24 protein-coding genes and 1 pseudogene are annotated in these 26,665 nt (G+C 63.8%); 15 read left to right on the top strand and 10 right to left on the bottom strand.

The genetic code is table 11. From position 1 onward, the window contains the following. The first annotated feature begins 244 nt into the window (after nt 1-244). Together FAZ69_RS13885 and FAZ69_RS13880 are read left to right on the top strand one after the other, a co-directional pair. Entirely contained in the window at nt 245-1,765 is a 1,521-nt protein-coding gene (locus tag FAZ69_RS13885) for an alkaline phosphatase family protein (protein WP_169708639.1), read from the top strand. Between the two features lie 121 nt (nt 1,766-1,886). Then, nucleotides 1,887-2,258, top strand: coding sequence for a nucleotide pyrophosphohydrolase (locus FAZ69_RS13880; protein WP_136895351.1), 372 nt, complete (start codon nt 1,887-1,889; stop codon nt 2,256-2,258). Nucleotides 2,259-2,268: 10 nt separating this feature from the next. Here FAZ69_RS13880 and FAZ69_RS13875 read toward each other — a convergent pair whose 3' ends face one another. Then, entirely contained in the window at nt 2,269-4,347 is a 2,079-nt protein-coding gene (locus tag FAZ69_RS13875; protein ID WP_136895349.1) for a 2Fe-2S iron-sulfur cluster-binding protein, read from the bottom strand. Nucleotides 4,348-4,583: 236 nt separating this feature from the next. Here FAZ69_RS13875 and FAZ69_RS13870 point away from each other — a divergent pair, with 236 nt between their 5' ends. Both FAZ69_RS13870 and FAZ69_RS13865 read left to right on the top strand, forming a co-directional pair. Then, the gene (locus FAZ69_RS13870) at nt 4,584-5,786 is read left to right on the top strand and encodes an amino acid aminotransferase (RefSeq protein ID WP_136895347.1); all 1,203 of its coding nucleotides are present in this window, start codon (nt 4,584-4,586) and stop codon (nt 5,784-5,786) included. Between the two features lie 21 nt (nt 5,787-5,807). Further along, complete coding sequence (locus FAZ69_RS13865) at nt 5,808-6,899, top strand: alpha/beta hydrolase (RefSeq protein ID WP_240702224.1); 1,092 nt, start codon at nt 5,808-5,810, stop codon at nt 6,897-6,899. Nucleotides 6,900-6,903: 4 nt separating this feature from the next. On the opposite strand, the gene FAZ69_RS13860 is transcribed toward FAZ69_RS13865, so the two are convergent. From FAZ69_RS13860 to FAZ69_RS13840, 5 genes are all read right to left on the bottom strand, one after another. After that, on the bottom strand, nt 6,904-7,659 hold the full coding sequence (locus tag FAZ69_RS13860; RefSeq protein WP_136895345.1) for a P-loop NTPase family protein: 756 nt from the start codon (nt 7,657-7,659) through the stop codon (nt 6,904-6,906). A gap of 204 nt (nt 7,660-7,863) precedes the next feature. Continuing rightward, complete coding sequence (locus FAZ69_RS13855) at nt 7,864-8,532, bottom strand: WaaZ-like lipopolysaccharide core biosynthesis protein (protein WP_136895343.1); 669 nt, start codon at nt 8,530-8,532, stop codon at nt 7,864-7,866. Between the two features lie 549 nt (nt 8,533-9,081). Then, nucleotides 9,082-11,994, bottom strand: a complete 2,913-nt coding sequence (locus FAZ69_RS13850) for an EAL domain-containing protein (RefSeq protein ID WP_240702223.1) — start codon at nt 11,992-11,994, stop codon at nt 9,082-9,084. Nucleotides 11,995-12,161: 167 nt separating this feature from the next. After that, a complete protein-coding gene (locus FAZ69_RS13845) occupies nt 12,162-12,941 on the bottom strand; it encodes an N-acyl amino acid synthase FeeM domain-containing protein (RefSeq protein ID WP_136895339.1) in 780 nt (259 codons plus the stop codon). 271 nt (nt 12,942-13,212) lie between these two features. Next, a complete protein-coding gene (locus FAZ69_RS13840) occupies nt 13,213-13,500 on the bottom strand; it encodes a hypothetical protein (RefSeq protein ID WP_136895337.1) in 288 nt (95 codons plus the stop codon). Nucleotides 13,501-13,562: 62 nt separating this feature from the next. On the opposite strand from FAZ69_RS13840, the gene FAZ69_RS13835 reads away from it, so the two are divergent. Further along, on the top strand, nt 13,563-14,471 hold the full coding sequence (locus FAZ69_RS13835) for a LysR family transcriptional regulator (RefSeq protein ID WP_136895335.1): 909 nt from the start codon (nt 13,563-13,565) through the stop codon (nt 14,469-14,471). A gap of 7 nt (nt 14,472-14,478) precedes the next feature. Here the strand turns inward: FAZ69_RS13835 and FAZ69_RS13830 are convergent, their stop codons facing one another. From FAZ69_RS13830 to FAZ69_RS13820, 3 genes are all read right to left on the bottom strand, one after another. Next, nucleotides 14,479-15,498, bottom strand: coding sequence for a lysylphosphatidylglycerol synthase domain-containing protein (locus FAZ69_RS13830; RefSeq protein ID WP_136895333.1), 1,020 nt, complete (start codon nt 15,496-15,498; stop codon nt 14,479-14,481). A gap of 116 nt (nt 15,499-15,614) precedes the next feature. Beyond that, the gene (hpnI, locus tag FAZ69_RS13825; protein ID WP_136895417.1) at nt 15,615-16,847 is read right to left on the bottom strand and encodes a bacteriohopanetetrol glucosamine biosynthesis glycosyltransferase HpnI; all 1,233 of its coding nucleotides are present in this window, start codon (nt 16,845-16,847) and stop codon (nt 15,615-15,617) included. Between the two features lie 471 nt (nt 16,848-17,318). Beyond that, complete coding sequence (locus FAZ69_RS13820) at nt 17,319-18,287, bottom strand: LysR family transcriptional regulator (RefSeq protein WP_169708638.1); 969 nt, start codon at nt 18,285-18,287, stop codon at nt 17,319-17,321. Nucleotides 18,288-18,426: 139 nt separating this feature from the next. Here FAZ69_RS13820 and FAZ69_RS13815 point away from each other — a divergent pair, with 139 nt between their 5' ends. The 10 genes and pseudogenes from FAZ69_RS13815 to FAZ69_RS13780 all read left to right on the top strand — a co-directional run. Then, complete coding sequence (locus tag FAZ69_RS13815; protein WP_136895329.1) at nt 18,427-19,089, top strand: NADPH-dependent F420 reductase; 663 nt, start codon at nt 18,427-18,429, stop codon at nt 19,087-19,089. A gap of 49 nt (nt 19,090-19,138) precedes the next feature. After that, a complete protein-coding gene (locus FAZ69_RS13810) occupies nt 19,139-19,789 on the top strand; it encodes an NADPH-dependent F420 reductase (protein WP_136895326.1) in 651 nt (216 codons plus the stop codon). Between the two features lie 163 nt (nt 19,790-19,952). After that, nucleotides 19,953-20,324, top strand: coding sequence for a GFA family protein (locus FAZ69_RS13805; RefSeq protein WP_136895324.1), 372 nt, complete (start codon nt 19,953-19,955; stop codon nt 20,322-20,324). Continuing rightward, entirely contained in the window at nt 20,321-20,443 is a 123-nt protein-coding gene (locus FAZ69_RS34215) for a hypothetical protein (RefSeq protein ID WP_255451533.1), read from the top strand. Before FAZ69_RS13805 ends, FAZ69_RS34215 begins: the two co-directional genes overlap by 4 nt. A gap of 7 nt (nt 20,444-20,450) precedes the next feature. Then, complete coding sequence (locus tag FAZ69_RS13800; RefSeq protein WP_136895322.1) at nt 20,451-21,191, top strand: response regulator; 741 nt, start codon at nt 20,451-20,453, stop codon at nt 21,189-21,191. Then, on the top strand, nt 21,188-22,558 hold the full coding sequence (locus FAZ69_RS13795; RefSeq protein ID WP_136895320.1) for an ATP-binding protein: 1,371 nt from the start codon (nt 21,188-21,190) through the stop codon (nt 22,556-22,558). Before FAZ69_RS13800 ends, FAZ69_RS13795 begins: the two co-directional genes overlap by 4 nt. An 82-nt stretch (nt 22,559-22,640) precedes the next feature. Beyond that, nucleotides 22,641-22,808 carry a hypothetical protein gene (locus FAZ69_RS33260; RefSeq protein ID WP_169708637.1) on the top strand — a complete coding sequence of 56 codons (168 nt, stop codon included), beginning with the start codon at nt 22,641-22,643 and terminating at the stop codon, nt 22,806-22,808. Between the two features lie 366 nt (nt 22,809-23,174). Then, nucleotides 23,175-23,600 (top strand): organic hydroperoxide resistance protein, encoded by a 426-nt coding sequence (locus tag FAZ69_RS13790; protein ID WP_136895318.1) that lies wholly within the window; start codon nt 23,175-23,177, stop codon nt 23,598-23,600. An 89-nt stretch (nt 23,601-23,689) separates the two neighbouring features. Beyond that, nucleotides 23,690-24,577 (top strand): LysR family transcriptional regulator, encoded by an 888-nt coding sequence (locus FAZ69_RS13785; RefSeq protein ID WP_136895316.1) that lies wholly within the window; start codon nt 23,690-23,692, stop codon nt 24,575-24,577. 684 nt (nt 24,578-25,261) lie between these two features. Further along, nucleotides 25,262-25,438: pseudogene (locus FAZ69_RS13780) on the top strand (MFS transporter); the annotation flags it as partial. A gap of 169 nt (nt 25,439-25,607) precedes the next feature. Here FAZ69_RS13780 and FAZ69_RS13775 read toward each other — a convergent pair. Further along, nucleotides 25,608-26,585 (bottom strand): LysR family transcriptional regulator, encoded by a 978-nt coding sequence (locus tag FAZ69_RS13775; RefSeq protein ID WP_136895314.1) that lies wholly within the window; start codon nt 26,583-26,585, stop codon nt 25,608-25,610. Nucleotides 26,586-26,665: the final 80 nt, after the last annotated feature.

The following is a 26,665-nucleotide window of genomic DNA, read 5'->3' as shown; positions in this document are numbered from 1 at the left end:
CGGCCGTCGCGGCCGCTTCGAAATTCAATCCCGTAACCGGGGCCATTCCTGTCGAACCGGCGTTGCCGGGCGCGCTCGCGGCTTGCTTGCGCGCATGGCGATGTGCATCGTTGCCGGCGACATCAAATCGCCACAGGACACGCCGAGCATCGTCAATTCGCCTGCGCGGTTTCCCGTGCACGGCGGCCAGGCCCCGCGAGGGATCAACGCAACCACGTCTCACGATTCAGGAAAGGAGTGCACCATGGCGCTGCAATTCGACCACGTCGTTGTTCTGATGCTGGAGAACCGTTCGTTCGACCACTTGTTCGGCTATCTCGGGATCGGGGAAGGGGTGTCTGCCGCAGGCTTCACCAATTACCTCACGCCCGGCAACGCCGAGACGACGGCCTTCAAGACGCGCAAAGGCGGAGACTACACCTCGGTCGGCGAGGGCCCGTCGCATTCGCTCAAGCAGACCAGCGAGCAATTGTTCGGCACGACCAACGTTGCCGCGGACGTGGCCGCCGGCACCGCCAAGCTCGATGGCTTCATCGCGTCGTTCAACACGTCGCTGAACTACGACCTCAAGCGCGCGCCGACCGAGAGCGAGCTGCAGCAGGTGATGAATTGCTTCGATCCCGTGCAATTGCCGGTGCTCTCGACGCTTGCGAAGAACTTCGTGCTGTGCGACCACTGGTTCGCCGACGTGCCGGGGCCGACGGTGCCGAACCGCGCGTTCGTGCATGCGGCAACCTCGCAAGGCTACACGTACAACGCCAACTGGAAGCCCAACCTGACCTGCGACACGCTCTACGACCGCATCAACGCGAAGGACGGCTGCACTTGGCGCGTCTACTACCACGACACCAACGACGTGCTCCAGCTCTTCCAGCATATCGAGAAGACGCCGGAGAACAACGCGCTGTTCGAAGGCAACTTCCTCGCCGACGTGTCCGGCGACAAGCTCGCGACGTACTCGTTCATCGTGCCCGCGTTCATCGGCTCGCCGACGCAGCCGGTCAACAGCATGCACGCGCCGGCCGACGTGCGGCCCGCCGAAAAGCTCGTGGCGGACATCTACAGCGCGTTGAAGGCCAACGAGGACGTCTGGAAGAAAACGCTCTACATCATCGTGTTCGACGAGCACGGCGGCTATTACGACCACGTTCAGCCGCCGTCCGCCGTTTCGCCCGACGGCATTCCTGGCCGGCTCGACGAGAAATATCTGGCGCCTTTCGATTTCGATCGCCTCGGGCTGCGCGTGCCGTGCATCCTGGTCTCGCCGTGGTTTCAGGCGGCGGTCGATTCGACCGTGTACAGCCATTCGACGATTCCCGGTTCGATGATCGAGGCGTTCGGCCTCGGCGGTTACTTGACCAAGCGCGACGAGGCGGCGGCGAAGCTCACGCAGACATATCTCGTCAAGGACGGCACGCGGCAATGGCGCACGGCGACGCCCGACTTGACGGTCCCGGTCCAGCCGCAGGTCATGGACGCGATGCAGCGCGAGATGCTCGACGGCTCCGTGCACCTCGACCCGCATCCGGGAAACCGCAACCCGCTGCGCACGCAGGACATTCGCGATCCGCAGCAGGCCAAGGCGTTCGTGCGCACCCAGGTCTCGAAGCATCTGGAGCACTACTTCGCGTCGGAGGGCGACAGCAAGGTCGCGGCCGGCTTGTCGGCTGACAACCAGCAGCCTGCGACGTCGGTCAGCGCGTCGCGCATCGATGAGTTGAGAGGGTCGAAGGGGCATCACGCGGCGGGGAAGGTGCGGCCGTAAGCGGTCGCGTGCGCGCCGGCCCTCGATGTCGCGGCGGGGGCCGGCCAAGCGCGGGACGGTCGAAAGAGGCGTATCGTTTCGCACAGAGCGAAGCACACCTTCTACGAAGACGGGATCAAGGATGGATAGCCGGGAAATACGAAGCGACCTGATCGAGCTGCGCGATGCGCTGCGACGATTTGCAGAGGAGCGGGACTGGGGCCGGTTTCACACGCCGAAGAACCTGGCGACGGCGCTGAGCGTCGAGGCGAGCGAACTGCTCGAGCCTTTTCAGTGGCTCGCGACCGGGCAAAAAGACGAATTGGATGAGACCAGGCTCGAGGCGATCCGTCAGGAGATGGCGGACGTGCTCGCCTATCTCGTGATGCTCGCGGACAAGCTCGATGTCGATCTGTTCAAGGCGGCGCTGGAGAAGATCGAGATCAATCGCGCCAAGTATCCGGCGAGCAAGGTGCGGGGGGACGCGCGCAAATACTCGGAGTATGGCGATTAGGCGCCGTGCTTTACAGATCCAGCAGCAGCCGTTCGCCATCGTCGCTGCGGGCCGCGGGAACGGCGCAGCAAATCAGCGCTTCATTGCCGGGCACCTCGAACGAAGGCGGCTCACGGTACGCGACCGCGCCCGACACGATGCCCGTGCGGCACGCACCGCAGACGCCTGAGCGGCAGCCGAACTCCGGGGCGAGCCCGCGTTTCTCCGCGAGCTCGAGCAGCGTTCCGCTCTCGGGCGTCCAGCGCGCCTCCTTGCCCGACGCGATGAAGATGACGGGAACCGGCCCTTGAGCAGGCGCTCGCGCCTGCTCGGACTCCTCGCATCGATCCTTGCTGCGCTTTAACCCGGACGGTCCGAACGATTCGGCGTGGATGCGCCGGTCCGCGATCGAGAGTCCGCGCAAGCCGTCGTAGAGCGATTGCGTGAATGCGGCCGGGCCGCAGAGATAGAAATCGAAGTCGTCGAAGGGCAGTGTCTGGCGCAGCACATCGATATCGAGGCGGCCTTTGGCGTCGTAGTCGCGTTGCTCGATCGCGCCTTCGGTGTCGGTCAGCAAGCGCATCACGCGTACCGCGCCTTGCGACATCGCAGCAAGCGCTTCGATCTCCGCCGTGAAGGCGCGCTCGGCAAGCGAACGCGCGGAATAGAAGAACCACACGGGGCGGATCCGGCGCGTGCGCAGACCTTCGTAGACGAGATGCCGCAGCATCGCGAGCATCGGCGTCACGCCGATTCCACCGGCGAGCAGCACGGCGGGCCGGCGCTCGCGGGCGTCGATCGTGAAGTTGCCCGCGGGCGCGCGGGTTTCGATCTCGTCGCCCTCGCGCAGCGCATCGTGCAGATGACGCGACACGGCGCCGTCGCGCTTCACGCTGATCCGGTAGAAACCGTCGGACGGCGCGACTGAAAGCGTATACGTGCGGATCAACGGCGTCTCGCCTTCGGTTCGCGTGATGCGAACCGGCAGATGCTGGCCCGCGAGGTGCGGAATCAAACCGGCGCCGTCGGCCGGTTCGAGATGAAACGAGCGGATCACCGAGCTTTCGTCGACCACCTTCGCGATCGTGAAGGGCCGCCATCCGGTGGCGAGTGCGATGGCCTTCATGCGTTCGGTGCTTTCTTCCCAACTGCCCGTCATCGTCGAATAGGGCGAGACGCCGTTCTCGGGCAGCGTCCAGCGCAACGGCATCGCTCCGGCGCGATAGACGATGCGGCGCGGCGTGAAGCGCCACAGCCGCTCGGCGCCGCGGAACGTGGCGATCTCCGGCGAATCGGTATCGACTTCGGCATCACCCGTGAGCTGCAGCAGGTCGCCCGTTTCGAAGTCGACAAAGACGAGCCCGGCCTTGGGGTTCGACAGGAAATTGCCGAGCGTGTTGAAGTACAGGTTGCCCGAAAAATCGGGGATGGTCAGCACGCCGTCGTCACCGACGCGCACGAAGCCGCGCTTGCCGCCGCGATGCGAGACGTCGACCTCGCGTCCTTTGCCGGGGTGCTCGACGTACGACGCGACGAAGAACGTATCGGCGGAAGCGATCAAAGCGGCCGCGCGCGAGTCGACGCGCGGCATTTCTTCGGACGCTTGCGCCGACGGCGCCGAAGGCTCGCGGACGAATTCGAATTGGCGCGCCTGGATATAGCGCGGGCAGTTGCCGAACGACTGCCTCACGCCGACTTCGAACCCTCGCTCGGAGCGATGCTGCACGATGCCGTTCAACCGGTTGCGCCGCCGCGTATGCAGCTCGACGCCGACGAGCGCGACCGAGGCGCCGTCGTGTATGCCGGCGACAGCGGGATCTCGCGGATCGAGCATGGCGTCCACGCGCAATGCCTGCGGCGTGGGCGCATGCAGGAAGCCCGGTTCTCCCGCGAGCAGCGTCGCCCACACGTCGCCTCGCGCATCGACCGCGCCGAGCGCGACGAACGGAATCAGCGGAAAGAACTCGCGATGCTGGTCGATCAGATGATCGCGCACGTTGCGCCGGCCGAGCTCGTCCATTTGCGCGACGACGCCCACGCTTTGCTGCAGCGCCAATTCGCCTGCGTGCCAAGGCGAATTGCTGTCGTGGTTTTCGAAAGGTGTCGGCATGATAGGCCCGTTTCGCTGGCGCGATTCCGGTGGGAGATCGCCGTCGTAGAGTAGCGTCTGCCATCGCGCTTCGAAAGGCCCGCTGCACCTGCTTGAGACGAATGAGCGCTTTTATGAGCGTCTCGAATGTGCTTGGCGAACGCCGCGATCTGTCCGACACTATGCGTCCCAGAACGAAAGACATGGGGCCAGAGTAGGCGCTAAAGCGCCAACTCTGGCCGACACAGGAGATCGCGATGTTCGAACACATTCCCGCCTACCCTGGCGACCCGATCCTGAGCCTGAACGAGGACTTCCAGCACGATCCGCGACAGAACAAGGTCAACCTCAGCATCGGCATCTATTTCGACGATGCCGGCGTGCTGCCGGTGATGGGGGCCGTGCGCGAGGCCGAAACGGCCATGCTCGGCAGCATCGGCGCGCGCCCTTATCTGCCGATGACGGGCTATCCGCAATACCGCGACGCCGCGCAGGCGCTCGTATTCGGCGCTGCCAGCGAGGCGCGCGCGAGCGGCCGGATCGCGACGCTGCAGACGATCGGCGGCTCCGGCGCGCTGAAGGTCGGCGCCGACTTCCTCAAGCGCTATTTTCCGACGTCGCAGCTGTGGCTGAGCGATCCGAGCTGGGAGAACCATCGCGTCGTGTTCGAGAGCGCCGGCATCACGGTGAACACGTACCCGTACTACGACGAGCATTCGGGCGGCTTGCGCTTCGACGAAATGCTCGACGCGATCAAGGGCCTGCCGCCGCAGAGCATCGTGCTGCTGCATGCGTGCTGCCATAACCCGACGGGCGTCGATCTGAACGACAGTCAATGGATGGAGCTCGTTCCGGTGCTCCAGCAACGCAAGCTGATCGCCTTCGTCGACATGGCGTACCAGGGTTTCGGCGCCGGGCTCGACGAGGACGCGGCGTGCGTGCGGCTGCTGACGGCGGCGGGCGTGCCGCTTATCGTCGCCAACTCGTTCTCGAAGAATTTTTCGCTCTACGGCGAGCGGTGCGGCGCGTTGAGCGTCGTGTGCGAATCGGCCGACGAAGCGAAGCGCGTGCTCGGTCAGCTTGCATCGAGAGTGCGCGCGAACTACAGCAATCCGCCGACGCACGGCGCGCGCGTCGTCGCGAGCGTGCTCAATGCGCCGGCGCTGCGCGCATCGTGGGAGCAGGAGCTGAGCGCGATGCGCGAGCGGATTCTCGCGATGCGCAAGGCCATCTACGACGGACTGAACGGTCACGTCGAGGATCGCTTGCTGACACGCTATCTCGCGCAGCGCGGCATGTTCACCTATACCGGTCTGACGGAAGCGCAGGTCGAGCATCTGCGTGAAGACCAGGGGGTGTATCTGCTGCGCTCGGGGCGCATGTGCGTTGCGGGCTTGAACGAGCGCAACGTCGGCTACGTGGCGTCGGCGATCGCGAGCGTCGTGAAGCGCGCGGCGTGAGTCTTGTTTCGGGAGGGCAACATGACGTGCTTCGAGCGATTGCGCAATAGCGGGCGCGGTGCGTTCCTGGCGGCCCTCCTGTCGGCGGCTGCGCTTGTCGCATCCGTGCCCGGTGCATGGGCGCGGGAGGACGAAGGCCACCCGCGCCTGCATCCTGTCGCCGTGATCGCCGACTCGCGCCTGTCGATCGACACGCCTCGAGGGCGCGCGCAATTTCCGCTCTACCTATCCGGCGATTGGAGCACGCCGCACCCGCAGATCGAGCGTGCGGTGATCGTGATTCACGGCAGGTTGCGCAATGCCGATGTCTATTTCCGGACCGTGGAGAACGCGCGCGACGAAGCGGGTGCCGACGGCGGCAAGACACTGCTGATTGCGCCGCAGTTTCTCGCGACGATCGATGCAAAGACGCATGTGCTGCCACCCGATCTGCTGCGTTGGGAGGGCGACGCGTGGATGGGCGGGGAGCCGGCTGTCGGAGCAGTTCCGCTCAGCTCGTACGCGGTGCTTGATGCCATCGTGGCGCGGCTCGCGGACCGGCGTTTGTTTCCCGCTCTCAAGTACCTGACGATCGCCGGTCACTCGGGGGGCGCGCAGGTGGTCCAGCGCTATGCGATCGTCGCGCGCGGCACGCCCGCGCTCGCCGATGAGGGCATCGTCGTGCGGTATGTCGTCGCCAATCCGTCTTCCTACGCCTACTTCGACAAGCAGCGCCCGAACGCGCAGGGTGTCGCGTCGGCGTTCGACGCCACGCGGTGTCCGTCGTTCGACGCCTGGAAGTACGGCATGGGGGATCGTCCCCCATACGCGAACGACCGTACGCCGGCGCAGCTCGAAGAGGCGTTCGCGAAGCGTCGCGTGGATTATCTGCTGGGCGGTGACGACACCGACCCGGCTCACCCCGCGCTCGACAAGAGTTGTGCTGCCGAGGCGCAAGGCTCGCAGCGTTTTGCGCGCGGCCGCGCCTACTTCGCCTATCTGCAAAGCCGCCATCCGGACGACCTGAACCAGCGCCTGCATGTCGTGCAGGGCGTGGGCCACGACGGAGACCGCATGTTGACGTCTCCGTGCGCGCTCGACGCGATGTTCGGAACCAGGGAGTGCGCGAACTAATCGCTCAGCGCGCGAGGCGCAGCGCCTCGATCAGGTATCGCCACGGCGACTGGGCGGCCTTGCGCGCTTCCCATCGGTGATTGGGCAGCGCGACGGCCAGCCACGGCTCGCCGCCGCTGGCGAAGCGCCGCGCGCCGAACCGGCCGGGCGCCTCGAAGAGGTCGAGGTAGGCTCGGCGATAGTGCTCGATCAGCGTTTCCTCGCGGTAATACGTTTCGATCCAACGCCGTGATGCCGCGCCGAGTTCGGCGCGAAGCGCGCGATCCACAAGCAATTCGCGTAGCGGTCCCTCCGCTTCCTCCAGGCGAACATCGATCCAGGGCAGCTCCAGCGCACCGGTCAGTTGCCGCAGCTGTGATTGAACGCGGTTGTCGAGATGGCCGAGCGTCGGCTTGCCTTGCGACAGCGCTTCCAGGCCGCTCAAGTGATAGTTTCCGGTCACGCATTCGTCGATCGCGACGGCCGCCCGCTGCTTGGCGCGCAAGCACGCATCATGCGGCGTATCGACGATCAGCTGGACGCGGCACAACCCTTTGCGCTCCAGTTTGCGCAGCAATGCCAGCGTCTGCGGGGTGCCCTTGGTTTCCCAGCGCGTCCTCCATGCCGAGGAGCGCCCGCTCGGCGAGAACGTGACGATCGGCATGCCGTCTTCCTCGGTTGCCGGCATGTAGCGAGGATCGTTCTGGGGAATCACGTTCGGCACGACCCTGGCGAACGGATAGTAGCGTTCGGGGCCTTGCGCGATGACGAGTTGCGGCACGTCTTCGTGGACGATGCGCTCGATCAGCGCCGTGTCGTTCCTGGCCCATAGGTGCGGGGCCGATAAGCGCTGCTGTTGAAGACGATATGACGCGCCTGCACATCGGTGAGCCGATTGAGCGCGGAGACGATGTTGCCAGGACTTCCTGCAACAGGCGTATTCGATAGATGGACTACCTTCATTGCGTGCGATGGCTGCGGGCGCTTATTGCTGCTCGGCCGCTTTCATGGCGAGCGAATGCCAATCGCTTTTTTCGAATATGTCGGCGCCGAGCGCGCTGTCGGCGGACAGGTTCGCGACGCGGACGCCGCGTGCTTTCAAGAGCGCCGCCGCGTGCCGAAAGGACGGTTCGATGACGGCCCGAAAATTGGCGTCGAGGGCGCTCGGCTGCATGTTCTCCAGGGTCTCATAGAAACGAGGCGTGCGGGATGCATTGACGAAATCGAGTCCATGCAGATTGATATCGTTGAACCCGAGCCACGCGAGGATTTGCAATGCGGTGTAGGCGACCGTGCGCCCGTCGACGGTGCCGCGCCTGATGTTCAGGCTGAAGCCCAGGCTGCGAGCGTTGTCGAACAGCACGAGATCGGACTCCGGGTGCACGCTGGATAGTTCCTCGGCAGCGAGCGCGCGTTTGCCTGCCGGATACTGAATGTCTTCGACGAGAAAAATGCGGCAACGCAACTGCGACAGCGGAAAGTACTGCGCGATGTACCACATGACGAGCGGCGTCGCGAAAAGGGTCAGCTTTTGCTGCACGACGCGCGCCACGAGATCGGGACGGTTGCGCACGAATCCCGCGTCGACGATGCAGTAGTAGTCGAATTGGACTTGATGAGTATCCTGCAGCGCGATTGCGCCATTTACGCCCATTACATTGCAAAGATCAATTGTGCCGTAATCGATTTCCCGGACGGATGGTCCTGTAGCAATAAGATGACAGGCTCCTTTACGATTTGCCGTCAAGTCTTTCGAATTGTCGACGCGCAATTCGTGATTCCCGATCGACAGGCGCTTTAGAAAGCCGCGTGCGTCCCTTCCGATCGAAACGCCATGCCACAAGCGCTCGTTATGCCGAAACGCACGCGAATGCGTCCATCGGTAAAGGAGCTTGAAGAATGTGAGGGATAGGCGCTTTGTAGGCGCCGGCCACGCATACTTGCAACTTGATGACATTTCCTGTTCTTACATCGTTTTCGACCTGCGGATTGTATTCCTGATCGCTTTTTTTGGATTCGAGACCGAACAAACGATGCAATACGATTCAATACAGCCGCTTTGGCTTGTCCTGTCGGCACAGTACCCGGCGAGCCTTCGCTGACAGGGATTGCGCGAATTGGGGTATTGGAACAATTTGAAACACTGGTAACGCTTCGTAATTGAGATGTGCCGTATTCAATGGCGGACCGCTTGGGCCGCTCGCTAAGACTCCGCGCCAATCGTCTCGCGCGGTTCCGGCAAGCTCTCGATGAAACTCGCAACGGCCGGGTCGGCGATGAAGCTCGCAGCCGAGTCGGCCGTCAGGATGGCCGAGCAGTCCTGCGGCCGCGCGACCACATAGCCTTGCACGTAGTCGACGCCGATCTCGTGCAGCGCCTTGAGCGTATCCAGATCCTCGACCCATTCGGCGACGCTGCGCATGCCAAGGTTGTGCGCAAGCGCCACGAGCGCCTCGACGATCGCCACGTCGGCGGGATGCGAGCACATCGAGCGCACGAACTCGCCGTCGATTTTCAGCGCGTCGGCCGATAGCGACTTCAAGTAGCGGAACGACGTGTACCCGGCGCCGAAATCGTCGAGCGCGATCTTGGCGCCCAGGTCGTGCACGCGGTTGATGAAACGCTGCGTGTTGCCGAGATCGTGCAGCGCGACGCTTTCCGTGATTTCGAGGCACAGGTAGCGAAGAATCGGGCGGTACTGCATGAAGAGCGCGAAGACCTCCTCGGTGAAACGTTCGTCGTTCAGCGACCCGCCGTTCAGGTTCACGCAGATGAAGCGCGTCTTCGGCAGCGACGCCAGATTCGTTTCGATCCAGTCGAGCGTCGTGCTGACCACCCACATGTCGAGCGCGGCGATATTGCCGGATTCTTCGGCAGCGGCAATGATCTTGTCAGGCGAGACGACCTTGCCGTCAGCGCCGCGCATGCGCAGCAGCACCTCGAAATTGAGCGACTCGGTCGGCGAGGTGAGCGACATGATGGGCTGCATCACGAGAAAAAGTCCCGTCGGCAACCGGTTGCGGCCGAACGATTCGACGAGCCGCAATTCCGCTGCGCGCTGCTCGAATGCGGCCGCGCCCTTGCGATAGACGACGAGCCCGTGTTGCCGGCTCTCCTTGGCCTCGCGGCACGCGCGGTCGGCATGCGAGAGCGCGTCCTGCACGCGCACGCCGTGCGAGCATTCGACGAGGCCGATCGACGCCTTGACCTGAAAGGCGCGGCTGCCGACCTGGTAGGGCGTTTCGTTCAGCTCCGCGAGCAGGCGCGTGCAAATCCCGGCGGCTTCGTCGATCGGCGTATCGTTCATGACGCAGACGAACTCGTCGCCGCCCATGCGTCCGAACGAGAAATTGCCGTGGAAGCGCGCGAGCACGCGGTCGGCGACCTGCTTGAGCACTTCGTCGCCCGCGCGGTGGCCGAACAGGTCGTTGATCAGCTTGAAGCGATCGAGATCGATGTAGGCGAGGGCCCAGAGCGCGGCGTTCTCGCTTTGCGCCACGATCGCTTTTTCCAGGCCGCGCCGGTTCAGCGAGCCCGTGAGCGGATCGTGCTCGGCGAGAAAGCGCAGCCGCTCGATCGCCTTCGAGCGTTCGGTCACGTCCTGCAGCGAGCCTTCGATCCAGTCGTTCGAGCTGATCGCCTTGAGCAGATAGCGCCGCTCGGCGGTGCCGCGCGCCTCGGAGCCGCCGATTTCGATTTCGCTCTCGCGTCCTTTCAGCGACAAGGCCTGCAGCGAGCCCCATGCGCCAGGCTCGAAGTAATCGTTCCAGTGGCGCAATCCGTAGTCGCTCTTTTGCATGCCGAGCATGGCGCGCAGCGCCGGATTCGCGCGCACGAAGCGGCCGCGCGAATCCAGCGTGAAGAGGCCGATCGGCGTGACCTCATAGGTGTTGCGCAATTCGATCTGCGCCTGGCGCCGGTGCTCGCGTTCCGCGCGCATCTGCTCGGCGATGGCGAACGCGGCCATCATGCTCGAGGTCAGGGCGGCGAGCACCGGGCTCACGCCGGCGGCAAGCTGCCGTACGCCGAACGCGGCGCCGAGCACTTCGGAGAACGTTGCGAGCAGCACGACCGCGAGCGAGGCCGCGTACCACATCACGGTGCGCGAGCGCGCTTTCCACAAGAGCCGCGCCAGCAGGAAGATCAGCACGCCGATGCCGAATCCGCCCAGCACCCACAGCGCGGGGATGAAATGCGCGTAGGAGAGCGGGATCGAGAGCGCGAGCAGCACGAGCCCGACGTTCTGGGCCACGCGCAGCAGCCAGCGGCAGCCGACGACGCGCAGCTCGCGGCGAAACAGTTGACTGAAGAGGGCGCCCGTCAGCAGGTAGTAGGCGGCGAACGTGACCTTGCGCAGGAGCGGCAGGTCGGCGGGGGGAATCACGCGGTCGAGCCATTCGGCGTCCCAGCCCATCGCGTTCGCGCACAGGCGCAGGTTGCCGACGAGCCACATGGCGAAAATGACGTACGTCCATTCCCGGTTGATCATCGCCGTGACGAAGACGAATACGGCGAGCGTCAGCAAGCCGCCTGCGATCAGGCCGGAACTCTCCTGGAAGTCGAGCGCGGAATTGCGCAATTGCCCGGCGTCCCAGGCTTGCACGGTCAGTTGCGCCGGTCCCGAGAACGTGCCGCGGCAAAGCATCGGCGTCGGGGCCGCGGGGATGCGAAGCGAAACCGCGAAACCGGCTTTGACTGTGCGCATCTGCCCCGATACACCGTAGCGGCTGGCTTGCCCGAGCGGCTGCAGCGCCGGCGCCGTCCAGCATTCGAGCGTTTGCGCGTGACGCGAGGGGAATTCGATCAGGGTGGAAACGCGTGTGCTTGCCACGGGGGCGTTCAACGTGAACCAGATCGGGGTTTCCGAAAGCCTGGTGCTGAAGTGGCTGACGGTTGGCGCTTTTTTCAGCGCTTCCAGCGCGGCAGCGGGGGTGAGCGCCGACGTCTTGTCGTCGAGTGCGCGAAAGGGCAGTGTGCCCGAACCGGCCGATTCGTATTCGCGGGGCAATAGCAGCAGAACGACGATCGTGCTGGCGGCAATCAGCACCGGCACGACATAGATGGAAAAGAAGTAAAGCGTTTGATCGAGCCGCGAGCCGGCGCGCGCGCGTCTCAAGCGGGCAATGCGACTGCCAAGCGGGCCACCGAATGGACCAAGCGACGCCATATCTGCATTTCCCCCAGCCATACTCTCGAGGCGCGTGACCTGCGGCGGTGCGAATCGTCGCCCGCCGCGGCCCGTTCGCTGTTGCGCACGGTCGTACTAGAGCCCGGCTTCATTTCCTAGCTTGATTGAGCAATCCGCGATCCTTGCTGGCATCGTACCGGTTCCGGCCTCAAAGATAAATCGTTCGGCACACGCAAATCGATATCCGGATGATGTGTCTGGAATATGAATTTGAATAGTGGGTGTTTTGCTTCCCCCCACCTTTGCCGCGCCACGCCGACTTCGCCGGCCATGACCCGATGCGGCAGGCCACCCACATGCTTCATCGGAATAAATTGCTGAGGCTTTAATACATCTTCGAATAGCATGGCGTCATATTCGCGATCGATCGGAGAGCGGGCCGTGATGATCAGCCAATCGATTTGCTGTTGTTCGCAATAGAGGAACAATGCCTTGAACAGCATCATTTTCACGACTTTGCCGACGGCGCCGTTTGCCACCCCCAGACGAGTGGCCTCCGCAAGCCGCGCCCCGGTGAACCCGGGCGGCAGCGTCACTGACTGCTCGACGGGAAGGGGCGCGAGCTCGTTGGTTTGAATCCGGATCGTGCCGATGGGGGCGTCGTCGAGTTTCGCTTCGGCAAGCAGGACCGTCGTGCCGGGCTCGCGGTCGGATGTTTCGACCGCCATCTTTTGCGCGAACTCCGGCAAGTGCCTGCCATACGCGGAACGCCGTACGTCCACGGCTTTCCTGAGGTCGCGTTCGCCTGAGGCGATCCGGATCGTGAACGGCATCCGTTCCGGATTCTGGAGTGCTTGAATAGCCGGCAATTCAAGCCTGCTGACTGGCCTGCGGGATAAGAACGCGAGTTCTGGCGTGATTTCCATTGGTTTCATTTGAAAACCCCATTGTTTTGGTGAGGGAGAGCCGCAGCGCCGACCGTATCGGGCGTGGCAAGACGGCGGGGTTAGCGTCTCACGAAGACAAATTTCGGAGTGCGGTGTACCGACGGTTCGCAGGCACTTTTTGCGGCTAATCATGAGAGATTGGCGGAATGCGGCAGCGGCGATGCCGCCTGGGCGAGCGACACAGCATTGACGCCAAAAGAGCCATAAGCCTGAGATGTCAGGTGGCAGGAAGGCGGTGGGGGTTTTCAGTCGCGCATCGTCATTTCTTTTGCGGCGTCTTATAGGGATTTCCGGCGATTTTCATTCGCCGCGATTGAAATGGCGCTGGCGTTTGTTTAACGGCAAATCCCGGCAATTTCGCAATGCGCGATGAGGCGTCACCAATACGGTGACCATTCGCTTTTGTCTTATTCGCGTGACGCGCGGGCAGACTAACGTGATAGCGACACGCCAATTCTCGTTCCATTTCAAAAGCTATTTGAAAGGTTTCCCGAGGTGCCCGATTGTTTGCAAGGCGAAGCCCACCATTGAAGACGGGCTTCGACACCGGCTAGTATTCGGCAATGGGGCCGCAACAGGGCCGGATAACGACTCGAGAGGAGCACCTGCATGGACCGCCTTCAGGCGATGGAAGTCTTTACGCGCGTAGTCGAGACCAATAGCTTTTCCAAGGCAGCCGAGATGCTGGAGCTGCCGCGCGGGTCGGTCAGCAACCTCGTTCAAGCGCTCGAGCAGCACGTGGGCGTGCGTCTCTTGAACCGGACGACGCGGCAGGTCAGCGTCACGGAAGACGGTGCGCTTTACTACGAGCGCTGCGTCAGGATCCTGGCCGAGATTGCGGATGCCGATTCGTCGCTATCGAACGAGCGCAAGAATCCGTCGGGCACGATACGCGTCGACACGTCCGGCACGCTCGCGAGATCGCTGCTGCTGCCGGCGCTGGAGGAGTTCTATCGTCTTTATCCGCTCATCGACGTTCGGCTCGGGCTGGCCGACCGCAATATCGACTTGATTCAGGACGGCGTCGATTGCGTGATCCGCATGGGCGCTCTGGAGGAGTCGAGCTTCGTCGGGCGCCGCATCGGCAGCGCGCGAATCGTGACATGCGCGTCGCCGGCCTATCTGGAGGCGCATGGCGAGCCCGCCACGCCGGACGAATTGGCGACGCATCGCGCCGTGAACTACGTCTCGCAGCGCACCGGCAGGGTCTTTCCGTTCGAATACGAAATCGGGGGCGAGCTCGTCAAGATTTCGATGGAGGGCCCGCTGTCGGTCAACGACGGCTCGACCTATATCACGGCTGGGGTGCTCGGCTACGGAGTCATCCAGCCTTCACGCTACATGGTTTCGGATTTGATCGCGCAGGGGCAATTGAAGGAGATTCTTACTTCATATCATTGCCCGCCCACGCCGATATCGATCGTCTATCCGCATCGTGAGCATTTGAGTTCGCGCGTGCGCGCCTTCACCGATTGGGTCATCGAAATGGCGGGGCGGCATCCTGATCTGCGCGGTTGATTGGCGCCTACCGCCGGCTTGCGCCGAGCACCGCGGGCAACGCCCCGGCGAGGCGCGCCAGCATGCCCGGCGATTCGGCGGCTTGCCACGCGACCAATCCGGGCACGTAAATCAGCAGGTCGCGGATGCGCCGCGCGCCCGCGAGCGCGAGGCACGTGGACGGATCGAGGCCGAGGGCGCCGCCGATCACGACGAAGCCGCCCTCCTGAACGCCGAGTCCGCCCGGCACGAAGAACGCAGCGCTGCTGATCGCCTGGATCAGCGATTCGAGCACCACGGCCTCGAAAAAGCTCCGATGCGCGCCAAGGAAATGCAGCGCGAGCCATAGCTCGAACGCAGTCGCGAGGCATTGCAGCGGCTGCCAGAAAAACAAATAGCGGAGCACGACGCCGCGCCGGCGCCAGATCAGCTTGATCGACTGGTCGATTTGCACGGATTGGCCGACCAGCGCCGCCAGCTGGCCGCTCGTCGCGCGATTGAGGAGGCGCGTGAGCCGCTCGAACGGGCTCGCGTGCTGCACCAGGGCGAACAGCAGCAGGATCGGCGCCAGCGCGACCACGCCCCAGGCCAGGTCGCCCGCCAGCCGCCACGCGCCCGATTGCGCGCGCTCGAACAGCACGCCAATGCCGACCATCGTGAAGAGCAACTGGCTGATCAACGTGAGCTGAATGTCGGCGACGAGACTCGCCGCGGCCGTCGCCGGCCGCAGGCCGCGCTTCTTCAAGAGCCGGAACGAGACGATCTCGCCGCCGATGCGCGCCACCGGCAGCATGCCGTTCACCGATTCGCGAATCCACACGAGCTGCAGCATGCCGCTCAAGGCGGGGCGTTTGGCGCCGCGAATCAGCGTTTGCCAGTCGCGCGCATTGGCGAGCATCGGCAGCACATGGACGAGCGCGGCGAGCACGAGACCGCCCCCCGCTGCGCGCATCAGCCCCAGCACCGCCGACGGATTGTCGCGCCACACGAGCCACAGCGAGACGACGAGGCCGGTGAGCGCAGCGATGCGGCCGAGATGCTTGCTCATGCGACTCCCAAGAAAACGCCGGGCCGCCCCAAGTTTTCCGCCCCGAAGGAAGTCCCCTTGTGGGATTGGCCCCCTCGGGGGGCCTGGCGCGCAGCGACAGGTCTGGGGGCGCTCATTTACTCATCCTGGACCGGTGACAGCAAGCCGTTGCCGTCGACCTTGAAACGAAAGCCGCGCCAGACCACGCGGGTCGAGAAGTAGCTGGTGACGAAGATCATGAACGACACGATGTCCCAGACCGGTTGCAGCCACAGGTCTTCATGCGGCTGCTGGAGAACGCGATCGGCCTGCAGCTTCAGCGTGAAGCGCGCGAGAAGCGCCGCGAGTGCGAGGAGCCAGGCCCAGCCTGCGCCGCCCGTGAGCAGCACGACAAGCATGGCGAACGCGAACGGATGGATCAGCGCCGAGCCGAGGTGACCGGCGGGATCGATCGAGCGGATGGTCCGGCTCCAGCGCAATTCGTGCGCGAACAGCTTGGCGGCGCTGGTTTCCACGCATGCGTGCGAGATGGCGAAGGGCGGGATGACCACCTTCTCGCCGATCTTGCGCACCGCTTCGCCGATCGCGTGATCCTCGGCCAGATGATGGACGAATTGCGCGAAGCCGCCGATCTTGTCGAACGTTTCGCGCCGCATGGCGATCGTCTGGCCGAAGCACGGACGCGCCAGGCCGAGCGCCAGACCCGTCACCACGCTCGGCAGAAACTGGTAGTTGGTCGCTTTCGCCGACAGACGCGGCCAGAAGCCGGGATCGGGCTGGCCGCGATAGACACAGGTGACGAGCCCCACGCCGGGTTTTTGGAGCTCGCCGATCACGTGGCGCAGATAGCCGGGCCCGACGCTGACGTCGCTGTCGGCGAAGACGAGCATGTCGTGGCGCGCTTGCGGCAGCATGTTGACGATGTTGCTGATCTTGCGGTTCGGCCCATAGAGCCGCGCATCGGCCACGACGGCGATGTCGGCTTCGGGATAGCGGCGCCGCAATTCGTCGACGGTTGCAAGCGCCGGGTCTTGCGAGTCGTGCACGCCGAACAGGAATTGCACGGGGCCGGGATAATCCTGCTGACAAAAGCTCGACAGGTTGGCGAGCAGCGCCCACTCTTCACCGTGCAATGGCTTGACGACCGTGACAGGCGGATAGCTCGCGGGCTCGGCGCTCGGGCGAGCGAAGAAGCGCCCGAGCAGCGCTGTCGCGAGCAAGGTGTAGACGACGCCGAGGGCAGCCGCCGTGCCGCAGAGCGTCACCATGGCAACGAAGAGCCAATGCTCGGCCTGCGGCGTTTTCTCCAGCGCGATCAGCGAGCCGGCAATCAGCAGACCAATGAGGCATGCGCGCCACGCGCGGCGCATGGCAGTGACGCCGTCGGAGCGAATCGACGAGAAGAACGTCCACGAGTCGCGTTTCGTGCGCGCGTCGAAAGCGGCGGAATGGTGCGACCTGTACAAGGAAATGCGTGGTCTGCGGAAGCGAGTGATGCCGTCATACTCAGGTTTACCCTGCAGTCGCGAATCTGCCATTAGCGTTCCCCAGGCATGTGTCGAATCTCGCGCGCCTCTATCGATCGCCGAGGTGTGTAGCGATGTTTACCGAGTACGACTTCCTTGGTGTTTGCCCATGTCGAATAGTAATGCGAGTGAGGCGGCGCGGGAGTAGTTTCTTGAGGGGCAGTGTCGACAGTCTTCGATGAAGCCATCAGGCGTGCTTTCATTTTTCTTTCGGGTTGCGGCGCGAAACGCGGCGCGCCGTTCGATGCGTTCTATTCTTGCGCATTCTCGGGCCGGAAGATGACGTTTTGACAAGGCGGCGGGCGCCACTCGTCTTTACCGCGCGTTACAGCGTGGCCGAGCGAGCGCTGATGCGCGCTTGAGCCCCTCGCTCTGCCTGAGCTCTTCGACGACGAACTCGACGAACGCCGTGACGCGCGGCGGCAAGTGCTTGCGCGCCGCGTAGTAGATGCTGATGTCGCCACGCCTCTCGTTGAATCTGGGCAGCACGCACTCGAGCCGGCCCTCGGCGACGAGCGGCGCGGCATGATGGACGCCCAGCAGCGCAATGCCGCATCCGGCCACGGCGAGCTCCGTCATCGCTTCCGTGTCGGTCACGATCAGACGGGAGCGAGGCTGCACGATCGCTTCCTTGTTTTTCGAGCGCAATTTCCAGGGGTCGATTCTTCCCGATGAGGGCGAGCGGAATGCGATCAGCTCGTGCTGCTCGAGATCTTCGACGGATTGCGGCTCGCCGTTGCGCTTCAGGTAGGCGGGTGCGGCGCACAGCACGAGTGTCAACGGGGTAAGCGGGCGGGCGATCACGCTCGAATCCGTGTCGGGCAGTTTGCCGATCGCACAGTCGAACCCTTCCGAAATGAGGTCGACGCGCCGGTTTTCGAATCGCAGATCGAGCGTGACCTGCGGATAGCGCTCGCGGAACTTGCCCAACACCGGCAGCAGCGCCACCCGGCTCAAGGCGAGCGGCAGCGACACCTTGACGATGCCGCCGGCCTGCGTGTCGTCGGCCGACAGCGCCGCCACGGCGTCTTCGATTTCCTGCGCGGGCTGCTGCACCATCGCATACAGGCGGCGGCCTTCCTCGGTGACGGCGAGGTGCCGCGTCGTGCGCTGGAACAAGCGGCAGCCGAGCGATGCTTCGAGCAAGCCGATCTGTTTGCTGACGGCGCCCGGCGTCACGCCGAGCTGACGGCCCGCCGCGGAGAAGTTCTCCGATTCGACGGTCGCCGTGAACGTTTTCAATGCCTTGAACAGGTCGATCGAAGTGCTTCCGAGGTTCTTCATTTTCGACTGGCGCTCACAACTGTTTGACCGTTCCATAGCATAGACCGTCGCCACGGCTCGAGATGACAATGAAGTCCATCGTGCGTGCCTGAACGCGGTCGGTTCAGGGGCGCGCGCGATTCGCAAAGGAGCGTCGATCATGAAAATCGGAATCATCGGTGCCGGCAACGTGGGGACCGGTCTTGCGAAGCATCTCGTGCCGCAAGGCCACTCCGTGATGCTGAGCTTCAGTCTCGACATGGAGCGCCTGCGCGCCGAGGCGCATGCGCTTGGCGCGAGCGTTGGCAGCGTCGCGGAGGCGGTGCGGTTTGCCGACATCGCGGTGCTTGCGGCGCCATGGGGCGCGGTGAGCGATGCGCTCGCTCAAGCGGGAAACGTGGCGCAAAAGAAAATCTTGTGGGATTGCACCAATGCGCTAAAACCTGACATGAGCGGCCTTGTCATCGGCACGCATACGTCGGGCGCGGAAGAGGTGGCGAGGCTCGCGCCGTGGGCGACAGTGGTCAAGGCCATTCCGCCGTTTGCGCAGACGCTGCATTCGCCGAGCACGCTGATCGGCGGGCATCGTCCTGCCGTGTTCGTCTGCGGCGACGACAGCGATGCGCGTGCCGCGGTCGCCGGGCTGGTCGCGGAAATCGGCGCCGAGCCGGTGGATGCCGGTCCGCTCGCTCTCGCTCGCTACACGGAGCCTGCCGGGATGCTGCTCGTGCAGCTCGCTTATGTGCGCGGGTTTGGCACGCGAATCGGATTGTCGTTGCTGCGCGATACCGGCGCGGGCACGTCCGATGCCGCTCGCCGTTGAACGTGCGGGCGCAGCGTGACGCGGGCCATGACCCGCAAAGGAGATTCAGATGAAAGTGGGCATTCTGGGATCGGGCGATGTCGGCCGCGCGTTGGCAGCCGGTTTTTTGAAGCACGGGCACGAGGCCATGCTCGGCACGCGCGATCCGGACAAGAGCGATATTCGAGCGTGGGCGCACGATACGCCGCGCGCAGCGCTTGGGACGTTCGCACAAGCCGCGAGTTTTGGCGAGATTGTCGTATTGGCGGTGCTCGGCCGCGTTGCCGGCGACGTGATCGACCTTGCAGGCGTGGACAATCTAGCCGGGAAGACGCTGATCGACGCCACCAATCCGATTGCCGACGCGCCGCCGGTGAACGGCATCCTGCAATTCACGACGGGCCCCAACGAATCGCTGGGCGAGCGGGTTCAGGCGAAGATTCCGCGCACGCGCGTGGTGAAGGCGTTCAACAGCGTCGGCAATGCGCTCATGGTGAATCCGCATTTCACCGAAGGCACGCCGACGATGTTCCTGTGCGGCGACAGCGAAGAAGCAAAGGCGCAAGTGGCGCGCATCATCGAGCAGTTCGGATGGCAGCCGTACGACTGCGGGAGCATCGTCTCGGCGCGGGCGCTCGAGCCTTTGTGCATGCTGTGGTGCCTGCCCGGATTTCTCAAGAACGACTGGCATCGTCACGCGTTCAAGATGCTGGTGACATGAGAGGGGTTTCGGCCGGCAGTGGTCTGGGATTTCGCCAGCCTGAGGTGTCGGCTTCCAGCGCCAGTGCAATGTTTTGTGTCCGTGCCGGGCGTGGATACACTGCGATACAAATCGCCGCTCGGCTTGCGCTATAAAGCAGGCATTACCTCTTGTGGAGAGACGAATGAGCGTCGATGTGCTGCAAGGGTCCTGCCATTGCGGGGCCGTCAAGTTCGAGGTGCGTACCGCACTGGTTCCTGCGGTACGGTGCAATTGCAGCCTGTGCAGGCGCAGGGGCGCGCTGATGTCCCCGTTCTTTCCGCCGGAAGCGCTCGAGATCCTGAGCGGCGAGGATGCCCTGTCGATGTACCAGTTCAATACGCGCGTGGCCAGGCACTATTTCTGCAAGCATTGCGGTATTTATCCGTTTCATCAGTCGCGCAAGGGAGCGGGCTTCTGGCGCGTCAACATCGGCTGCCTGGAAGGCGTCGATTCGTATGCGCTCGAGGCCGAGCTGGCCGACGGCGCGAGCCTGTCCGTCGTGGAGGATGCATGAAGCGTTTGGCCGCCATCGCCTTGTTCCTTGCCGGCGGAATCGCGACGGAGATCGCGCACCCCGTGCAGTGCTCGCTGATCACCGTGAGCCGGATGCAGGCCAAGCGCAAAAAGGTATGAGCATTCGATGGAAAAAATCGATCACGTCCTGATCGTCGACGACGACCGGGCCATCCGCGAGCTCGCCGGCTCCTATCTGGAGAAGAACGGCACGCGTGTTTCGCTTGCCGCGAACGGCCGGGAGATGCGGGCCGCGCTCGAGTTCGGTGCACCCGACCTCATCGTGCTGGACCTGATGATGCCCGGCGAAGACGGCCTCACGCTGTGCCGCGAATTGCGCGCCGGCAAGTTCCGCACGGTGCCCGTGCTGATGCTGACGGCGCTTGGCGAGGAGACGGACCGCATCGTCGGCCTGGAGATGGGCGCCGACGATTACCTCACCAAGCCCTTCGCGGTGCGGGAGCTGCTCGCGCGCATTCGCGCGGTGCTGCGCCGCACGCGGATGTTGCCGCCCGGCATGCAAGTGACGGAGGCGGTACAGATGCTGGGCTTCGGCGATTGGCGTCTCGACACCACCGCGCGCCATCTGCTCGACGCCGAAGGCACGATGGTTGCGTTGAGCGGCGCCGAGTACCGCTTGCTGCGCGTATTCCTCGATCACCCGCAACGGATCCTGACGCGCGATCAACTGCTCAACCTGACGCAAGGCCGCCAGTCCGACGCGTTCGACCGCTCGATCGATCTGCTGGTCAGCCGTCTGCGTCAGCGCTTGCGTGACGAGGCGCGCGAACCGCGCTACATCAAGACGCTGCGCAGCGAAGGCTACGTGTTCTCGGCGTCGGTGACGGTAGTCGAAGATTCGCCATGACACCCTTGCCGATGCTGCATTGGCCGCGCACGCTGTTCGCCAGGCTTGCGCTGATTTTCTGTGTCGGCCTTGCGCTCGCGCAGACGCTGTCGTTCTGGTTCACGATGACCGAGCGCAACGAGGCGACCACCCACCTGATGATGGGATATATCGAGCGCGAGGTCACGAGCTCGGTTGCGCTGCTCGACCACTTGCCGCCCGCCGAGCGCGCGGCCTGGCTGCCTCGGCTCGCACGGCGCAGCTACGATTTCATCCTCGGGCCGGGCGTCGCGGGCGATCCGCCGGATGCGCGCCTGTCGGCCGAAGTGGCGAAGTCGATTACCGAAGGCATCGGCACGGCTTATCCGTTGACCGTGAATACCGTTCCGGACAAGCGGGAACATCTGCAGGTCCATCTGACGCTGAGCGACGGCACGCCGCTCACCATCGATATCCGGCCGATGCCGGGCGTCCCGCTGTCGGGCTGGCTGCCGGCCGTGCTCGCCTTGCAGCTCGCGTTGCTCGCCGGCTGCTGCTGGCTGGCGGTGCGTCTGGCGACGCGTCCGCTGCACCAGCTCGCGCGGGCGGCCGATACGCTCGGCCCCGATCTGAAGGCTGCGCGCTTGCCCGAGGACGGGCCCTCCGAAGTGTCGCGCGCGGCGCAGGCGTTCAATGCGATGCAGGATCGCATCGCGATGTACATGGCGGAGCGCATGCAAATTCTCGCGTCGATCTCGCACGACCTGCAAACGCCGATCACGCGCATGCGCCTGCGGCTCGACGTGATCGAGGACAGCGAGCAAAGCGCGAAGCTGCGGCAAGACCTGCTCGAGATGGAAAAGCTCGTGAAGGAGGGCGTGACCTACGCGCGCACGCTGCACGGTGCGGCGGAAGCGCCTTGCCGCATCGATCTCGACGCGTTGCTCGACAGCCTGGTTTGCGATTACGTCGATGCGGGGCAGGCGGTGTCTTTCGACGGGGGCGTCGCGGTCGCATTGGTCACGCGGCCGCAAGCGTTGCGCCGCATCGTCGGCAACCTCGTGGACAACGCTTTGAAGTTCGCCGGTGCAGCCGAGATCAAGACGCAAGCGGGGCGTGATGGGCGCTTGACGATCTCGGTGCTCGACCGCGGCCCAGGCATCCCGGCTGAATCGCTCGAAGCGGTGTTCGAGCCGTTCTGCCGGCTGGAAACGTCGCGCAATCGCCATACCGGCGGGACCGGGCTGGGCCTTGCCATCGCCAGGCAGCTCGCGCTCGCCATGGACGCGGCGCTGTCGCTCTCCAACCGTTCCGGCGGCGGCCTTGAAGCCACGCTGACGTTGAAGACCGGCAGCGCAGGCGAAGCGCGTGAAGTTTCGCCGTCATTGTTCGTCAACAAGGAAAGGTGAATTCTCCCGGGCTCGATTGATGTCCGCTTCAAGACGATTAATCTTGGAGTCATAGGCTGTTGACTTCGGCACGGAGGCTCAAATGGACATTCTCGACATGGCCCGCAAATCCGGGATGACGGTGGTTCTCGACGCGAAAATCGGACATCAGGAATACCAGACGGTGCATAGCTCGATTACCGCGCTGGAGCGCTTTGCCGAGCTGGTTGCCGCTGCTTCGGCGCATTGCGAAACGGCGGAGCAGCACTGAAGCAAGCGGCTGGTGCGCCGGCCGCTTGCTTCCCATTCAATCGTCCAATCATTCCCTCCTGCTGCTCCATGCCCCCTCGCGCCGATCGGTGAGCGAACCTTCTTGCGCCGGTCATCGAATGAGCACGCCTGCTACCGCAGGGATATCATTCAGGTCACGCACGAATCGACCATATCGGCCTCGAAGATCGTCGATGTCATATTGGATGAACATCCGCCTGAAAATATCAGTGTTTCCAGCCGCGTCGACTGAGCGGCGTTCAAGAAGCCGAAGACGGGCTGACCGTGCGGCTTGCATGACAACCCGCGTCCTTGCCTTCATGTATCCCGTTCGCGGATGCATGAACCCTTTCTAAAGGAGGTAGTAATGTCGATCGAAAAGGTTCTTTATCGCGCTCACGCTCATGTCACCGGTGGCCGCGACGGCCGCGCCGCGGTGCCGGACAGCAAGCTCGACCTGAAGCTGACGACGCCGAAGGAGCTTGGCGGAGGGGGCGGCGACGGCACCAATCCCGAGCAGCTCTTTGCGGCCGGTTATAGCGCCTGCTTTATCGGTGCGATGAAGTTCGTGGCCGCGCGCGACAAGATCGCCATGCCCGCGGAAGCGTCGATCGACGGCAACGTCGGTATCGGGCCGATTCCGAATGGCTTCGGCATCGAGGTCGAGCTGAAGATCTCGTTGCCCGGCATGGCGCGCGATGCGGCGCAGGACCTGGTCAACAAGGCCCACATCGTGTGTCCGTATTCGAACGCGACGCGCAACAATATCGACGTGAAGCTGACGCTGGTCTAAACCGCCGTTTCGCTTGACCCGCTGCTGGCCGCCTGCTTTGCAGGCGGCCAGTTTTTATGCAGGTTGTCGATCCAATCGAGGTGCCAATCATGGACGTTGCCGACCTCAAGGTATTCGAGGCAGTCGCCCGTCATGGGAGCATGAACCGGGCCGCCACCGAGCTTCATACGGTTCAGTCGAACGTGACGGCGCGAATCCGCGCGCTGGAACGGGAAATCGGGGTGGCGCTGTTTCAGCGGCACGTGCGAGGTGTGAGCCTGACGCCGGCCGGGCAGCGGATGCTGCCGTACGCCGCGCGGATCGCGAAGCTCGTGGCGGATGCCAAGCTCGCCGCGCTCGACGACGGGCCGCCCAATGGCGCGCTTTCCCTCGGCACGCTCGAGACGACCGCTGCGTTGCGGCTTGCTCCGATCTTGAGCGGCTATGCGCGGATGCACCCGCAAGTGCAGCTCTCGCTGACCACCGGCACGAGCAGCAGCCTGACCGCGGACGTCGCGGAATGCCGGCTCGACGGCGCGTTCGTCGCCGGCCCGGTCGATCATCCGGATCTGCATGCCGAGACGATTTTCCAGGAGGAGCTGGTACTGGTGACGCCGCGCACCTTGCGCTCGGTGGAGGCGATCCGCTCGGTCAAGGATCTCAAGACGATCGTCTTTCGCATGGGCTGCTCATATCGGCAGCGGCTCGAGGCGCTGCTTGCCGAAATGGGGATACTGACCGCGACGCCGCTCGAATTCGGCTCGCTCGACGCGATCGTCGCGTGCGTTGCGGCCGGTATCGGGGTTACGCTGCTGCCGCGCGGCGTCGTTGCGAATGCGGCGGGGCGGGACCTCGTTTCGATTCACGCGATCGCCGCTGAAAAGGCCCGGGTCGGCACCATGTTCATTCGCCGGCATGACGCTTATGTGTCGAGCGCCATGCGCGCCTTCGTCGACATCGCGCGTGCTGAGTTTGGGCCGCTCATGGTGGCTGCTTGAGATATTTCCTGGCGTTTATGTGCGATCGTGTTTGTTCTTGCTGTTTAGGTTTTCGTGCAACTTTGAATTCGCGGCGGTGCGTATAGTCCGTCCCTCCCCGGGACCGGGGTCACTTTGGTCTTGCCCAAAGTAACCAAAGGCGTGTCCTGGGCGGACGGCCTTGGCCGAAGCGCACTCAGTCCTGTTCACGGTAGCGTTCTGGGGGGCATCTGTTACCGCTCGCCGCACGTCCCGTTAGCACGCGGCACGGAATTGCGCTGATTCGAATCAAACCAATACTGTTGGTCAGGCCAGGCCCGAAGACCTTTGTCTTGCGATGCTGCTTCATGCGTTCCCGCTGACTTTCAATCGTAGGCGACATGGGGCGAGGCCAAACCAACGTCTTCACTTTGTTTCGTCGCAAAGCAAGCCCGTGCCGCGTGCTAACGGGACGCGCGGCGAGCGATGACGCTTGCCCCCGACCGCTATCGCTGACAGAACTGAGTGCTAACGGGCCAAGGCCGTCCGCCCAGGACACGCCTTTGGTTACTTTGGGCAAGACCAAAGTGACCCCGGTCCCGGGGAGGGACGGACTATACGCACCGCCGCGAATTCAAAGTTGCACGAAAGCCTAAACGGCAAGAACAAAAAGCCGAAGCCAGGTATTGTTATCGACCCTTAGCCCGCCGCAGGAAAAGCACTTCGATGGCGGGCATCGTCATGGCCTGTTCCGCGTTCGGCAGCATGCTGATGGCGGCGCGCCTCGGCGCGCTGGCCGACCGCATCGGCGGCTGGAACGTCATAGTCGGCTGTCTCGTGGCGACGGGCATCGTGATGATCCCGCAGGCCTTCGTCACGGAGTGGTGGCAGCTCGCCGCGCTGCTGATCGGCTGTGCTGTGTTCAACGGGTGGGTCAAGCAGAAGCAGGAAGCGGCGGCCGATTGATGGGCCGGTCGAGGTTGCATTGACCAGGCAAGCCGCCCGCTTTGGGCGGCTTGATCGTTTCTGACGGGGTTATGAGCGCATCGGGTGCATCGGGTGCATCGGGTGATTACGCGGCGGCAAGCTCGGGCGCTTTACGCTTGATTTGAAGGGGAAGCTCGGTACTCGAGGCTGTTTGGCGACCGGCATTGCCACGCCGGAAAAACTCGGTACAGAAATCCACGAACGTCCTGAGCCGCGCGGGCAGCAGCTCGCGATGCGAATAGAACAGGCAGATCTCGACATCGCCGTCCGTGGTCGAGCAACTGGGCAAGACCGGAACCAGGCGTCCCATCGCCAGGTCTTCCTGAACCATGGCTTCTGGCAGCGCCGCGATCCCCGTGGCGGTGAGCGCCGCCGCGCGCAGCAGCACCTCGTTGCCGTCCATCGACGACATAGGGACCACCTTCAGCGGCTCGCCATCCTCGGCCAATTCGATGAAGTTCGTGCCGCGCCGCCGCAACTGATGCGGCAACAGCAGAAAGTGACCAGCAAGATCGATGGCATGAACGGGCATGCCGTATTTGGCGAGATATCCGGGAGCCGCGACCAGCACGCTCGATGACTTCGACAACGTCCTGCGAATCACCGCTGATTGCTCGACCGACTGAGCCGGCAGGATCGCCGCGTCGAATTGCCCGTCGTAGAGATTGACGGCGCCTTCCTGAACCGACACCACGAGATTCACGTTCGGCGCGATCGCGCGATAGTTCGAGAGGAACTTCGAGAACGTCTCGCTGACGAGCATCGGGTGGACCACGAGGCGGAGCTTGCCGCTATCGACCTCCCGCTCGCGCTTGATCCGGCGATTCGCCTCATCCAGCTCTTCGAGCAGACGGCAGCAACTGAGGTAATACGATTGCGCTTCCTCGGTCAATGTGACCGACCGTGTCGTGCGATGGAACACGCGGGTCTGGATGGCGGCTTCGAGCTTGGCGATGGCTTTCGAAATGGAGCCGGTCGTGACGCCGAGCGATTCGGCCGCCTTGCTGAAGCTGCGATGCCTTGCCGCCGCGACGAACGCCCTCAATGTGTAGAGCTGATCCACCTTCCGTCTCCATTCCGATGGTTGCCCGATTGCTTGGCAATCACTTTAGCAACAGATCAGGGGCGGGACGCGCGGTTTGT

This window comes from Trinickia terrae, from assembly GCF_005144415.1.
Lineage (GTDB): Bacteria > Pseudomonadota > Gammaproteobacteria > Burkholderiales > Burkholderiaceae > Trinickia_A > Trinickia_A terrae.
The sequence above is the reverse complement of the archived record's forward strand: the minus strand, read 5'-3'. Positions and strand labels throughout refer to the sequence as shown.